Origin of the sequence: Streptomyces sp. NBC_00090 (assembly GCF_045160815.1) — a bacterium.
Classification (GTDB): domain Bacteria; phylum Actinomycetota; class Actinomycetes; order Streptomycetales; family Streptomycetaceae; genus Streptomyces.
Genome location: NZ_CP108224.1, coordinates 6818448 through 6832418, shown reverse-complemented (window position 1 = coordinate 6832418; position 13971 = coordinate 6818448). Strand labels below are relative to the sequence as shown.

At 69.0% G+C, this 13971-nt stretch carries 10 protein-coding genes; all 10 read right to left on the bottom strand.

Annotated elements, in window-relative coordinates; genetic code table 11:
* Positions 1 to 13: 13 nt before the first annotated feature.
* The 10 genes from OG361_RS30460 to ngcE all read right to left on the bottom strand — a co-directional run bounded on the left by OG361_RS30460 (position 14) and on the right by ngcE (position 13481).
* Positions 14 to 1096: a hypothetical protein gene (locus OG361_RS30460; protein WP_405858581.1), complete on the bottom strand. Its 1083-nt coding sequence runs from the start codon at positions 1094 to 1096 to the stop codon at positions 14 to 16.
* 110 nt (positions 1097 to 1206) lie between these two features.
* Complete coding sequence (locus OG361_RS30455; protein WP_405858579.1) at positions 1207 to 2721, bottom strand: amino acid permease; 1515 nt, start codon at positions 2719 to 2721, stop codon at positions 1207 to 1209.
* A gap of 178 nt (positions 2722 to 2899) precedes the next feature.
* Positions 2900 to 4828, bottom strand: coding sequence for a 1-deoxy-D-xylulose-5-phosphate synthase (dxs, locus tag OG361_RS30450; RefSeq protein ID WP_405858577.1), 1929 nt, complete (start codon positions 4826 to 4828; stop codon positions 2900 to 2902).
* Positions 4829 to 5043: 215 nt separating this feature from the next.
* On the bottom strand, positions 5044 to 6363 hold the full coding sequence (locus tag OG361_RS30445) for a sugar ABC transporter permease (protein ID WP_405858575.1): 1320 nt from the start codon (positions 6361 to 6363) through the stop codon (positions 5044 to 5046).
* Positions 6360 to 7148: an ATP-binding cassette domain-containing protein gene (locus OG361_RS30440; protein WP_384577716.1), complete on the bottom strand. Its 789-nt coding sequence runs from the start codon at positions 7146 to 7148 to the stop codon at positions 6360 to 6362. The genes OG361_RS30445 and OG361_RS30440 overlap by 4 nt, the downstream gene beginning before the upstream one ends.
* Positions 7149 to 7476: 328 nt before the next feature.
* Complete coding sequence (locus OG361_RS30435) at positions 7477 to 8541, bottom strand: sugar ABC transporter substrate-binding protein (protein WP_405858573.1); 1065 nt, start codon at positions 8539 to 8541, stop codon at positions 7477 to 7479.
* A 123-nt stretch (positions 8542 to 8664) separates the two neighbouring features.
* A complete protein-coding gene (locus OG361_RS30430) occupies positions 8665 to 9876 on the bottom strand; it encodes an ROK family protein (RefSeq protein WP_405858571.1) in 1212 nt (403 codons plus the stop codon).
* A gap of 191 nt (positions 9877 to 10067) precedes the next feature.
* Complete coding sequence (locus tag OG361_RS30425; RefSeq protein ID WP_405858569.1) at positions 10068 to 11006, bottom strand: carbohydrate ABC transporter permease; 939 nt, start codon at positions 11004 to 11006, stop codon at positions 10068 to 10070.
* Positions 11006 to 11935 (bottom strand): carbohydrate ABC transporter permease, encoded by a 930-nt coding sequence (locus OG361_RS30420; RefSeq protein WP_384571513.1) that lies wholly within the window; start codon positions 11933 to 11935, stop codon positions 11006 to 11008. Before OG361_RS30420 ends, OG361_RS30425 begins: the two co-directional genes overlap by 1 nt.
* Before the next feature lie 100 nt (positions 11936 to 12035).
* A complete protein-coding gene (gene ngcE, locus OG361_RS30415; protein ID WP_384571510.1) occupies positions 12036 to 13481 on the bottom strand; it encodes an N-acetylglucosamine/diacetylchitobiose ABC transporter substrate-binding protein in 1446 nt (481 codons plus the stop codon).
* Positions 13482 to 13971 lie beyond the last annotated feature (490 nt).

Sequence of the window (13971 nt, the reverse complement as noted above, 5' to 3'; positions counted from 1 at the left end):
TCGGGGGGCGGGCTCAGCCTATGGAGCGCCAGCCCTCCAGCAGGAGACCCTCCGCCGCCGCCTTCTGGCGCGTGGTGATCAGCGTCCGCCCCTCGACCAGGGCCATCGCGACCAGGCGTCCGTCGAGCCCCCGGGTGAGGACGGTGGTCTGCGCGCCCCGCGCCTCTCCGGTCTCCGACCACTGGGCGCCCGCGTCCTCCTGCTCGCTCGGATAGGCGGCGAGGGCGAGCCGGCCGCCCTCGGACTGCTGGGCGAGGACCGTACAGTCGAAGCCGTCGATCAGACAGCGGGTCGCGGACAGCCGCCCCGTGCCGACCGCGTCGGCGAGGCGTGTGGGCTCCAGGGAGCGCCCCGGGGACCAGGCGCGGATCCCGCCGTCCTTGTCCCGGTAGAAGAGCGTCACATGGCCCGAGGGGCCGGTCACCGCGGCGAGCGTGCCGAAGGTGACGTCCGCGGGCACCACGTCCTGGCGGACGGGCTTGGCGCCGGACTCCTCCTGGACGTAGCGGAGCAGGCCCTTGTCGGTCGCGGTGAGGAGCTCGACGCGGCCCTGGCCGTTGACCATGGCGACCGGGGACGGGTCGGTGCTCCAGCCGTGCAGGTCCCACCAGGGGTGCCAGCCGCCGGCGTCCTTCTGGGCGCGCACGCTCAGTCCCCCGCCGCCGTTCCGCACGAAGGCGTACACGCGGCCCTGGGCGTCCACCGCGACGGCCGGGTTGCCCGTCCACGGCCCCTTGCCGTTCGAGTGCCCGAGGGAGCGCCACGCCACCGCAGGACGGCCGGTCTGGAACTGGACGCTGTGCACCAGCTCGACGTGTCCCTCTCCCCCGGCCGTGGGCCGCAGCCCGACGAGGTGGACGTAGCGGTCCGCGCCCTGGCCGACCGCGAGGAACGGCGTCAGACCGTCGCCGCCGAGCGAGACGGGCCCACTCCAGCCGCCGTCGGTCTCCTCGGTCCAGCGCACCACCTCACCGTCCCGGGGCAGGTACGCGCTGAACCGTCCCTCCTCTCCTCTGGTCAGCCAGCCGCCCTGGAGGAGAGGGGTGGAAGAGGAACCGTGGGAGGGGGCTGCGGGGGCCTGGGATCGATTCGCCATGGGGGGATCCAGCACTCCGGTCGTCGGGGGGAGTTCGGGTACGAACCGACTGTAGTCGTCCGCCCGAACCCCTCCTTCCGCGCCTTCGGCCCGGGCGGTCCCCCGCCCGCTCAGTACTCCGCGTTCGGGCCTGCGCGGCCCAACCGGCTGTGGCCGCGCCCGTACAGGAAGTACACGACGATGCCGATCGCCATCCACACGGCGAAGCGGAACCAGGTCTCGCCCGGCAGGTTGAGCATCAGCCACAACGAGGCCGCGATGGAGAGGATCGGCAGCACCGGCACCCAGGGGGTGCGGAAGGCGCGGTGCAGGTCGGGGCGGGTCCGGCGGAGCACCATGACGCCGACGGCCACCATGACGAAGGCGAAGAGCGTGCCGATGTTCACCAGGGTCGCGAGCTCGTTGATGCTGGTGAAGCCGGCGACGATCGCGATGATCACGCCGAGGAGGATCGTCGGGCGGTACGGGGTCTTGTACTTCGGGTGCGTGACGGAGAAGAAGCGCGGCAGCAGGCCGTCGCGGCTCATCGCGAAGAAGACGCGGGTCTGGCCGAGGAGCAGGATCAGACAGACCGTGGTGAGGCCGACGGCGGCGCCGAAGCTGATCACGCCCGCGTAGAAGGGGTGTCCGGCGGCTTTGAAGGCGTCGGCGAGCGGGGCGCTCACGGACAGCTCGGAGTAGTGCTGCATGCCGGTGACGACGAGGGCCACGGCCACGTAGAGCACGGTGCAGATGAGGAGCGAGCCGAGGATGCCACGGGGCATGTCCCGCTGCGGCAGCTTGGTCTCCTCGGCCGCGGTGGCGACCACGTCGAAGCCGATGAAGGCGAAGAAGACGACCGAGGCGGCGGTGAAGATGCCCATGACGCCGAAGTTGGTCGGCTCGTAGCCGAACAGCAGCTGGACGAGCGGGGAGTCCCAGTTGGAGCCGCCGCCCTCGGGGGTGACCGCCGGCGGGATGAACGGGTCGTAGTTGTCGCCGACGATGAAGAACAGACCGGCGACGATCACGATCATCACCACGGTCACCTTGATCGCCACGACGACCGCGGTGATCCGGGCGGAGAGCTTCATGCCCAGGACGAGGACCACGGTCAGCACGAGCACGAGCAGGAAGGCCAGGATGTCGAAGCTGCCGCCCACCACGTCCGGGCCTTGGAGCGCCGCTGGTAGATGCCAGTCGATGTTGTCCATGAGCGAGCGGACGTAGCCCGACCAGCCGACGGCGACCACCGCCGTACCGAGCGCGAACTCCAGGACGAGGTCCCAGCCGATGATCCAGGCGGGCAGCTCACCGATGGAGGCGTACGCGAAGGTGTACGCCGATCCCGCCACCGGCACCGTCGAGGCGAACTCGGCGTAGCAGAGGGCGGCGAGGGCGCAGACGATGCCGGCCGCGACGAAGGCGAGGGCCGTCGCCGGTCCCGCGTTCTCCTTGGCGACCTTGCCGGTGAGGACGAAGATGCCGGTGCCGATGATGACGCCGACGCCGAAGACCGTCAGATCCCAGGCCGACAGGGATTTCTTGAGCGCGTGTTCGGGCTCCTCCGTGTCGCGGATCGACTGCTCGACCGACTTGGTCCGGAACAACCCGGAGTTCGCCCGTGGCTGCTGGTCCGTACTCACCCTGGTACCTCCGCGCCGTGCACCTGACGTCGGTCTCGGAACCCCCCTGGCCGGGAGGCTGAGATGACGCCTGCCCGCCCAGAGCCAGAATGCACGCGAAAGGGCCGGGCGGCACCCGGGAGGGTGAACCGACCGGCCCAAAGGTTACGCAGGGTGACCGGAATCCGGTCGGGCGTGCTCAGTCGCGCGCGGGCTCCACGGCCTGCGCGTCGCTCCCGAGGGCTCGGGGCAGTCCGTCCAGTCGCGAGACCACTCCGGTGACCTGGCGGGCGATGTCCGGGGCGGTCAGCCCGATCTCGGCCATGACCTCGGCGCGCGAGGCGTGGTCGAGGAAGCGCGGCGGGATGCCGAAGTCGCGCAGCGGCACGTCGACTCCGGCGTCGCGCAGCGCCTGGGCGACGGCCGAGCCGACCCCGCCGACGCGGCTGTTGTCCTCGACGGTGACGACGACCCGGTGCTGCTCGGCGAGCGGGGCGAGGGCCTCGTCGACGGGCTTGACCCAGCGGGGGTCGACGACGGTGGTGGAGATGCCGTGCCGGTCGAGCAGGTCGGCGATCTCCAGGCACATGGGCGCCAGGGCGCCCACGGAGACCAGGAGGACGTCGGGCCGGTCGGAGCCGGGCTCACGGAGCACGTCCATGCCGCCGACGCGGCGCAGGGCCGGTACGGCGGGGCCGACGGCGCCCTTGGAGAAGCGGACCACGGTCGGGGCGTCGGTGACCTCGACGGCCTCGCGCAGCTGGGCGCGGACCTGGTCGGCGTCGCGCGGGGCGGCGAGCCGCAGACCGGGCACGACCTGGAGGATCGACATGTCCCACATGCCGTTGTGGGAGGCGCCGTCGGTGCCGGTGACACCGGCCCGGTCCAGGACGAAGGTGACACCGCACTTGTGCAGGGCCACGTCCATCAGGACCTGGTCGAAGGCGCGGTTGAGGAAGGTCGCGTAGACGGCGAAGACCGGGTGGAGGCCGCCGGTGGCGAGGCCTGCCGCGGAGACCGCGGCGTGCTGCTCGGCGATGCCGACGTCGAAGACGCGCTCGGGGAAGGCCTTGGCGAACTTGTCGAGGCCGACGGGCTGGAGCATGGCCGCGGTGATGGCGACGATGTCCGCGCGCTCCTTGCCGAGCTCGACCATCTCCTGGGCGAAGACGCCCGTCCAGTCGGCGCCGGAGGAGGCGATGGGCAGGCCGGTGTCGGGGTGGATCTTGCCGACGGCGTGGAAGCGGTCTGCCTCGTCCTGGAGGGCCGGCTGGTAGCCGCGTCCCTTCTCGGTGAGGCAGTGGACGATGACCGGGCCGCCGAAGCGCTTGGCGCGGGTCAGCGCGGACTCCAGGGCCTCGATGTCGTGGCCGTCGATGGGGCCGACGTACTTGAGGCCGAGGTCCTCGAACATGCCCTGCGGGGCGATGAAGTCCTTGAGGCCCTTCTTGGCGCCGTGCAGCGTCTCGTAGAGCGGCTTCCCGACGACCGGGGTGCGCTCCAGGATGTCCTTGCCGCGGGCGAGGAAGCGCTCGTACCCGTCGGTGGTGCGCAGGGTCGCCAGGTGGTTGGCGAGGCCGCCGATGGTCGGGGCGTAGGAGCGCTCGTTGTCGTTGACGACGATGACGAGCGGGCGGTCCTTGGCGGCGGCGATGTTGTTCAGCGCCTCCCAGGCCATGCCGCCCGTGAGGGCTCCGTCGCCGATGACGGCGACGACGTGGTCGTCCTTCTTCAGGACCTCGTTGGCCTTGGCCAGGCCGTCGGCCCAGCCGAGGACCGTGGAGGCGTGCGAGTTCTCGATCACGTCGTGCTCGGACTCGGCCTGCGAGGGGTAGCCGGAGAGGCCGCCCTTCATCTTGAGCTTGGAGAAGTCCTGGCGGCCCGTGAGCAGCTTGTGGACGTAACTCTGGTGGCCGGTGTCCCAGAGGACCTTGTCCTTCGGGGAGTCGAACACGCGGTGCAGGGCGATGGTCAGCTCGACCACACCGAGGTTGGGGCCGAGGTGCCCGCCGGTCTTGGAGACGGCGTCCACGAGGAACGTCCTGATCTCTTCGGCCAGCTGGTCCAGCTGTTCCGGGGAAAGCCGGTCCAGATCTCGCGGTCCCCTGATACGGGTCAGCAGAGCCACCCGTGCCTCCTTGCGTTTGAGCTGGTCGAGCTTGCCGATTTGTCGAGTCTAATGTTCCGTCTTGGATCGTGGGCATCGGGCCAGGGGGTGAGGCGTCACCCTCATGGCGGACATCCCGCTGATCTGTACGGCTCTGCACTGCTCCGGACGCACCAGTGCCCGGCGCCGGTTTCGCGGCGCCGGGCACTGTGGCGAGCGTTACGCAGGGGACGACCCTACGCGCGGCCGGCCGTCTTCTGCGTACGACGGGAGACCGAGTCGATGATCACGGCGATGAGCAGGACCGCTCCGGTGATCATGTACTGGATCGCGTTCGAGGACAGGTTCATCTGGTTGAGGCCCTGGACGATCGACTGGATGACCAGGATGCCCAGGAGCGCCGACCAGACCTTGCCGCGTCCGCCGAAGAGGGACGTGCCGCCGATGACCGCCGCGGCGATGCACATCATCAGCTGGTTGCCGCCACCGAGCGAGCGGTCGGCGCCGCCGGTCGCGGAGGCGAGGAAGAGACCGCCGATCGCGCCCATGGTGCCGGAGACCATGAAGACCGAGATCCGGATCCACGAGACGTTGATACCGGCGCGGCGGGCTGCCTCGATGCCGCCGCCGACCGCGAAGACCTGACGGCCGTAGGTGGTGCGGCGCAGCACGAAGTCGGTGACCAGCAGGATCACCAGGAAGATCACCAGGGAGAGCGGGAGGCCCTGCTCCTGGTTGAAGCCGTAGGCGGCGACGAGGACCAGGACCGCCAGGACGGCGGTGCGCAGGACGATCTCGCTCTGCGGGCGGTGCGGCAGCTCGGCCGCCTTGCGGCGGCGGGAGTCGCGCAGCTGGGCGAGGTAGAAGGCGGCGACGACGACCACGGCGAGGCCGTAGGCGGCGGCGACGTCGGAGAAGTAGTACTTGGTGAGGTCGCCGACGAAGCTGCCGATCGGGGTGGGGATGGTGGAGCGGTCGCCCATCACCCAGGTCTGCAGTCCGGCCCAGCCGAGGAAGCCGGCCAGGGTGACGACGAAGGCGGGCACGCCGATCTTGGCGAACACCAGGCCGTGGAAGGCGCCGATCAGGGTGCCGGAGAGGATGCCGAGGACGATCGCGAGGACGTCCGGCATGTCCGTGCCGAGTACGCCCCAGACCGCGCCGGCCAGGCCCGCCACGGAGCCGACGGCGAGGTCGATCTCGCCGAGGAGCAGGACGAAGACGATGCCCACGGCCATGATGCCGGGGCCGACCGCGTACAGCGTGATCTGGTCGAGGTTGTACGAGGTGATGAAGTTGCCGGTCAGGGCCTGGAAGACGATGCCGATGACGATGAGGCCGACGACGACCGGGAGCGAGCCGATCTCGCCGGAGCGGATCTTGCGCTTGAACTCGTCGACGTAGCCCTTGAGGCCCTGCTCGCGGACGAGGAGGCGGGGGTCGACGGCGGGGATCGCGGCGGCGGCCGGGGTCTCGGTCACCGGGGCCTGCTCGTCCGGGGTGCGGGGGTCGGGCACGGCCGCCTGGTCGCTCGCGGACTGCGGGGTCTTGCTCACTTCGCTACCTCCGCGTTGCGGGCCTGGCGGCGGGTCACGGCGTTGTCCGTGGCTCCCGTGATCGCGGCGATGATCTCTTCGTGCGTGGTGGTGGCCACCGGGAAGGTGCCGTTGTTCCGGCCCAGGCGCAGCACCGCGACGGTGTCGGCGACGGCCTTCACGTCGGCCATGTTGTGGCTGATGAGGATGACGCCGAGGCCCTGCTCGCGCAGTCGCTCGACCAGGTCGAGGACCTGGGCGGTCTGCTCGACGCCGAGGGCGGCGGTCGGCTCGTCCAGGATCACGATCTTGGGGTTGCCGACGAGGGCGCGCGCGATGGCGACGACCTGCCGCTGGCCGCCGGAGAGGGCGGCGACGGGGATGCGGACGCTGGGGATGCGGATGGAGAGGGTCGAGAGGAGGTCCTTCGCCCGCTTCTCCATGGCGACCTCGTCGAGGACGCCGCCCTTCTTGATCTCCCGGCCGAGGAACAGGTTGGCGACGACGTCCAGGTTGTCGCAGAGCGCGAGGTCCTGGTAGACGGTCGCGACCCCGAGGTTCTGGGAGTCGTGCGGGCGGTTGATCTCGACCCGCTCACCCTCCCACTCGATGGCGCCCTCGTCGATGGGGTGCACGCCGGCGATCGTCTTGACGAGCGTCGACTTGCCCGCTCCGTTGTCGCCGACGAGCGCGACGACCTCTCCTGCGTGGACTTCGAGATCGACACCGGAGAGGACCTGAACCGCTCCGAACCGCTTGAAGATCCCTCGCAACGCCAGCACGGGCGTCTGGGACACGTGAACCAACTCCTTCGCCACCGGTACGGCGGCGGGCATGGCGCGCCGGCCGAGCGGCGCCGAAATCTGAGGGGGCTTGCACGTCCGGCTCCCGGACCGACAGCGGGGTCTGGGTCGGCCGGGAACCGGACGGCGTAAGGGGGACGGGTCCCGTGTGGCGCGCCTCCGCCGCGCGCAGCCTTCACCTCTTGCACATGGCACCTGGCCGGGGGGCCGGTTCATGTGGGGCGGGGAGGCCGGGGAGGGGCGGAGGCGCGGGGCACGGGGGGTCCGTCGCCGGGGGTGGGCCGGGGGGCCCGGTTCGGGCGCGGAGCCTTCGGGGCTCCGGCCCAGGGGGTTACTTGATGCCCAGCTCGGTGCACTTGGCGGCGAGGTCCGCGGTGCAGATGTCGGCGGCCTTGTAGATGCCGTCCTTGATCACCGTGGTCTGGATGTTGGCCTTGTCGACCACGACCGGCGGGAAGAGCGTGGAGGGCACGCCGTCGGTCTCGCCCTGCGCGCCGAGCTCCTTGCCCTGGAGCAGGTTCACGGCGAACTTGGCGGCCTCGGGGGCCAGCTGGAGCGGCGACTTGTAGATGGTGAAGGTCTGCGAGCCGGCGACGATGCGCTGGATGCCCGCGACCTCGGCGTCCTGGCCACCCACCGGGATGCCCTTGATGCCGGCGTTCTCCAGGGAGGTGATGATGCCTCCGGCCATGCCGTCGTTCGCGGAGTAGACCGCGCCGATCTTGTCCTTGCCGAGCGAGGAGATCGCGGCGGACATCTTCTCGCCCGCGACCTTCGGGTCCCACTCGCCGGACGCCTCGTAGGCGATCTTGCCGACCTTGCCGTCGAGGGCGGTGTGGGCGCCCTTCTTGAAGAGCCCGGCGTTCGGGTCCTTCTCGTCACCGTTGATCATCACGACGTTGGCGGCGGCGGCCTTGGTGCCGAGGGCGGCCAGCAGGGCCTGGCCCTGGAGCTCGCCGACCTTGTTGTTGTCGTGGCTGACGTACGCGTCGGCACCCTCGACGGCACGGTCGTACGCGACGACCTTGACGCCCTTGGCCTTCGCGTCCTTGACCCAGCCGGCGGCCTTGGCCGAGTCCACCGGGTCGAGGGCGATGACCTTCACGCCGTCGGCGATCAGCTGGTCGAACTGCTGCTTCTGCTTGACGACGTCGGAGACCGCGTTGTTGTACACGATCTCGCAGTCGGAGCAGGCGGCCTTGACGGCCTTCTCGAACTGGGGCTTGTCCAGAGCCTCGTAGCGCGAGGTCTTGTTCTCGGGAAGGAGCAGACCGATCTTGGTCGAGCTGCCCTTGTCTTCGCTGTCTCCGCCGCCGGCCTGGCCGCAGGCGGCGAGCGAGAGGGCCATCGAGACCGCGGCCGTGGCTATGACGGCACGACGCGTCACTGCGTTCATGTGGGGTTTGCCTCCCTGACGAGGCCGCGACGTTGCGGCCGAGGTGGCACGAAGTCAACTCGGCTGCAACACTGCCGTCAAGAAGTAAATCCTTAACGAGATGACAACGGTGGCGTTCGTTATCTAAGTGAAGGCAGGCGTGGAGGTCGGCGCGGCAGTCGGCAGTGCACTCTCCAACAGGGTCGAATCGCCCATTTCGCTCAGGACGAGGGCGAGGGCACCGAGCACCTCGGCACGGCCGCCGAGCGCCCCCTGGGCCAGCGAGAGCTGCCGGGCGGCGCTGGGGATCGCGTACCGCGAGACCGAGTCCCGGATGGGCGCGAGCACCAGCTCACCTGCCTCCGCGAGGTCGCCGCCGAGCACCACCCGGCTGGGGTTGAGGAGGTTGCAGAGGTTGGCGATGCCGCTGCCGATGTGCCGTCCGACGTCGGCGATCACCCGGCGGCAGCCGGGGTCCCCCGCCCTGGCCAGCTGGACGACCCGCTCCATGGTCAGGTCGGGACCGTGGCTGGGCATCAGCAGCGGCAGTACGTAACGGGCGGCGGTGAAGGTCTCCAGGCAGCCCCTGTTGCCGCAGCGGCAGACGGGACCCGACTCGTCGAGGGTGATGTGCCCGATCTCGCCCGCGGTGCCGCCGGGCCCCCGGTAGACCCGCCCGTCGATGACCAGGCCGGCACCGACACCGCTGGCCACCTTGATGTACGCGAGGTCCTTCACGCCCCGCCCGCTGCCCCAGACCAGCTCGCCGAGCGCGCCGAGGTTGGCGTCGTTGTCGACGTGCACGGGGACGCCGAGGCGGCGGGAGAGCTCCTCGGCCGGATTGATACCGCTCCAGCCCGGCAGGATCGAGGTCGAGCCGAGCAGCCCGGAGGAGACGTCTATGGGGCCCGGTACGCCGAGACCGACGCCGATCACCTTGTCCCGGCCGATCCCGGTGGCCGCGATCAGCCGCGTGACCAGCTGCTCCGCCCGGTCGAAGCCCTCCGCGGCGGAGGCGTCCACGTCGAGCGGCTCGGCCTCCTCCGCGAGTACCTGGTGGGCGAGGTTGCCCACGGCGACCCGGAGGTGGGTGTGGCCGAAGTCCACGCCGATCACGATGCCGGCGTCCCCGGAGAGGGAGACGCTGCGGGCCCGGCGGCCCCCCGCGGAGGTGGGGGTGACCTCGACCGTTCCGCCGTCCTTCAGCTCCCGCACGATGTTGGAGACCGTCGCGGCGGACAGTCCCGTCGCCCGGGCGATCTCCGCCTGGGTGAGCGAGCCGGCCATGCGCACCGCCCGGACGACCCGTTCGAGATTGGCCCTGTGCAGAGACGTCTGCGACCCCGGAGTCTCCATCGACTCACTCACTCCCACCGTTTTCTCCAACATGTGAACTCTAAGGGGACGCTTTCGCCGTGCTCCCCGTCAAGACCTTGAATGGTTGGCGGCCTGTCTCACACGCTTCCCCGGACCATGGGAAGGGCCCCCGGCGCGCGGTGCGCCGGGGGCCCTTCGGGGTCGCGGGGAGGGCCGGTGGGGCCCGGGGATCACTTCACGGCGCCGGCCGTCAGACCGGCCACCACCTGCCGCTGGAAGATGATGTACGCGGCGAGGACCGGCAGCATGGCCATCACCAGACCGGCGAAGAGACCGGACCAGTCGCCCTTGTAGCCCTGGCTGACGGCGAGCTGGACCAGACCCTGCGAGAGCACCTTCTTCTCCGGCTCGGTGTTGAGCACCGTCGGCAGCAGGTACTGGTTCCACTGGCCGAGGAAGTTGAAGATGCCGACGCTGATCAGGCCGGGCTTCGCCATCGGCAGCATCACCTGGAAGAAGGTCCGGGTGTGCGAGGCGCCGTCCACGAAGGCCGCCTCCGCCACCGAGGACGGCAGGGTGCGGAAGAAGGCCGTGAGGAAGAAGACGGTGAACGGCAGCGAGTACGCGATGTAGACGAGGATCAGGCCGTGCAGCGTGTTGAGCAGGGCGATGTTCTGCATCACGTAGAACAGCGGCACGAGCGCCAGGATGATCGGGAAGCTCATTCCTCCGATGAAGAGGAAGTAGATGAAGCGGTTGCCCGGGAAGTCGAAGCGGGCCAGGACGTAGGCCGCCATCGAACCGAAGAGGAGCGTGCCGATGAGCGAGCCGCCGACCACCAGGATCGTGTTCAGGAAGTAGTCGCTCATGTGCGCCTCGGTCCAGGCGCGCGACCAGTTCTCGAAGTGCAGCTTGTCGGGCAGCGACCACGGCGAGGTGAAGATCGCCCGGTCGGTCTTGAAGGAGGTCATCACCGCCCAGAGCAGCGGCATGACGACCATGACCGCCCAGACGATGAGCATGCCGTGCGAGAAGACGTTGAGGGTCGCGCCCTCGGCCTTGGCGGTCCTGCGCGGGGCGGAGGCCGTCGTCTTGGTGATCACGGGACCCGGGCCGGCCGGGGAGCCGGGGCTCTCGACGCCGGTGGTGGCAGTGTCGGTCGTCTTCATCAGAACTCCAGCCGCTCGCGCCGGCCCAGCTTCATCACGACGGCCGCGAAGGCCAGGGTGACGAGGAGGAGCGCGACACCGATGGTCGTTGCGTAGGCGGCCTGACCGTCCCGGAACGCCTTCTGGTACACGTACAGCGGCAGGACGATGGTCGAGTAGTCGGGCCCGCCGCCGCTGGGGCCGACGGTCATGATCTGGACCACGGCGAAGGACTCCGCGCCGAGCGCGAGGATGCCCATGTAGATCCACCCGGACTGCACGGTGTCCCAGAGCAGCGGCAGGGTGATCTTGAAGAAGGTGGTGAAGCGGCTCGCGCCGTCGAGCAGCGCCGCCTCGTAGAAGTCGCGCGGAATCGACGCCATACCGGCCGAGAAGAGGACCACGAAGAAGCCGACCGTGGACCAGACGAGGACCACCATCACGCAGATGAGGGCGAGGTCCGGATCACCGAGCCAGTCCGGCTGGATGCTGCCGAGACCGACACCCTTGAGTACGGAGTTGATCGCTCCGCTGTTCGGGTTGTACGCGAACTGGAAGAGCAGCGCGACGATCGCGATCGACAGCACCTGCGGGAAGAAATAGACGATCTTGTAGAACGACGATCCGCGTACACCCGCGATGGCCGCTCCCCTGCGGCGCCGACCGCCGACATTGAGCATGAAGGCGAAGAACAACGCGAGCCCGACGGTCACCAGCGGCAGTACCACCGCGAAGGTCAGACTGTGCTGGAGCGATTTCCAGAAGATGTCGTCGTCCAGCATTCTGCTGTAGTTGTCGAACCCGACCATCCCGAATTCGGGGCTCAGCCCGGTCCAGTCCGTGAACGAGTAGTAGATGGACTGGATGAACGGCCAGATGACGAACAGCGCGTAGAGCGCGAGGGGGACCGCCAGGAACCCCACGATGAAACGGTACTTGCCGTGTTGCATTCCTACCGACCCCGATCTTCCCGCGGAGGCGCGCCGCTGGTGCCGCGCGCTAGGGGGCCGGGGCCCGCTCCCGGTCGGCGGGAAGGGGCCCCGGCACTGCTCACTGGTGCTTGTAGTGCTTGATCGAGGAGTCCTTGGCCGCGTCGTCGGCGAACTTCTGGATCTTCTTGATCGTCTCGGCCGGGGTCGCGCGGCCGGCCATCAGCTCGCCGATACCGGCGACACCGATCTTCTCCTTCTGCAGGGCTACGTACCAGTCCTGCAGACGCGGGTTGACGACGTTCTGGCCGGCCTTCTCCAGGGCGGCGACGCCGGACTTGAGGCCCGGGGTCAGCTCGATGCCGTCGGTGCCGCCGTTGAGGGCGGTCAGGGACTTCACGGACTGGGTGAAGTTCTTGGAGGACGCCTCGCTGAGCATGACGCGCAGCTGCTCCATGCCGCCCTCGGCGTTCTTCGCCTTCGCCGGGACGATGAAGGGCTCGCCGCCGGACGCCCAGATGGTGCCGAAGGGCATCTTGTCGGAGGCGTCGATGCCGGTCGGGGCGGAGACGGCCAGGTTGAAGTCGGCCGGCATGGTCTTCGCGGCCTCGTTCTCGACCCAGGAGCCGTTCGGGATGAACAGCGCCTTGCCCTCGGTCCAGGCGGTCTGCGACTGGATGTGGTCGAGGCCGGGGGTGCCCTTGAGGATGTACCCCTTCCGGACGAGCTCGTAGTACGCCTCGAAACACGCCTTGACCGCGGGGTGCTCCCAGGCCTTCGGCTCCAGGTTGTCGATGGCGTCCAGGACCTCGCGGCCGCCGACCTTGGCGATCATCGGGTAGAGCGAGAAGGGGACGTAGTACGGGTGCTTGCCCGCGTACGTCCAGCCGGCGATGCCCTTCTTCTTGGCCTTCTCGCAGACGGCCAGCATTTCGTCCCAGGTCTCGGGATACTTGGCGTCGAGGGAGTCGAGCAGCTTCTGCGAGTACCAGACGCCGTAGACCGTGTAGGCGTAGTACATGATCCACACCGGGTCGCCGTCGAACTGGCCCATCTCGACGATGCCGGGCCGCAGGGTGTCGCGGACCGTCTTCTTCGGGTCGTCGATGGAGGGCGAGTCGAGGAGCGGGGTGAGGTCCGCCAGCTGCTTCTGGCCGACGAGGACACCCATGTCCATCTGCTCGGCGCCGGAGTTGTCGATGAGGTCCGGCGGGGTGCCGCCGTTGAAGCGCGGCTGCAGCGTGGTGGTGATCTTCTGGGTCGGGGTGAACTTGACCTTCGCCTTGGGGTAATTCGTCTCGTAGATCTTGATGGCGTCCCTGGCGTACTGCTGTCCGAAACCGCCGTCGAAGAGGACGAAGTCGAGTTCGGCCGACTCGTTCACCCCGAGCGGGTTCTTCTCGGACTTCGTGCCCTTCTCGACCTTCCCGTTGCCGCTGCTGTCACTGCTCGCACAGGCGGAGAGGAAGCCCATCGTCGGCACGGAGATCAGACCGATAGCGGCAGAACGCTTGATCAGATCGCGACGGCCAAGGCCCTCATTGTCGTGTGCGGAGGTGGATCCCATGCTCAAGTCCTCGCCTTCATTCAGGACTCAGGCGGTGTACCGGTCGCCCGTACTCACTCGCCTCAGGCGAAGGGCCCCGCCACCGCGGTCAATTGCAGCCGGGTCGTGCACGCGTCGGGCCGTAGCCGGATCACTCCGACTGGCTGGACGCCGACAGGTATAGTCCACTTCCCTTCACCGGAGCAAGATCGAAAGCAGGTTTCGACAGCCATCTTTCCCGAGTTGAGACCTCCGCGATAAGCAGGCTGGTTCTGCGGCGTTTCGTCCAAGCATCCGCTCGGCAACACTCTTGACACGCCATCGGGCATGACCCCTACTTGAGTCCCGCGCGGGAGGTTGACAACGTTGCCCAGAATCTAAGGGTCAAAAAGGACATATGTCCGGGATCGAAACAGTTGTGTCACAGACCAGCCGCCAGGTGAAGATCCCATAAGGACGATCCGGGATCATAGAGGTCCCGCCGATGCCCCGTCCCCGCGACGGAGTCACG

What these genes read in the sequence shown, in the direction of transcription:
- OG361_RS30460 (WP_405858581.1), bottom strand. Translation starts at nt 1,096, where the DNA reads ATGGCGAATCGATCCCAGGCCCCCGCAGCCCCCTCCCACGGTTCCTCT.
- OG361_RS30435 (WP_405858573.1), bottom strand. Translation starts at nt 8,541, where the DNA reads ATGAACGCAGTGACGCGTCGTGCCGTCATAGCCACGGCCGCGGTCTCG.
- OG361_RS30430 (WP_405858571.1), bottom strand. Translation starts at nt 9,876, where the DNA reads ATGGAGACTCCGGGGTCGCAGACGTCTCTGCACAGGGCCAATCTCGAA.
- OG361_RS30425 (WP_405858569.1), bottom strand. Translation starts at nt 11,006, where the DNA reads ATGAAGACGACCGACACTGCCACCACCGGCGTCGAGAGCCCCGGCTCC.
- OG361_RS30420 (WP_384571513.1), bottom strand. Translation starts at nt 11,935, where the DNA reads ATGCAACACGGCAAGTACCGTTTCATCGTGGGGTTCCTGGCGGTCCCC.
- ngcE (WP_384571510.1), bottom strand. Translation starts at nt 13,481, where the DNA reads ATGGGATCCACCTCCGCACACGACAATGAGGGCCTTGGCCGTCGCGAT.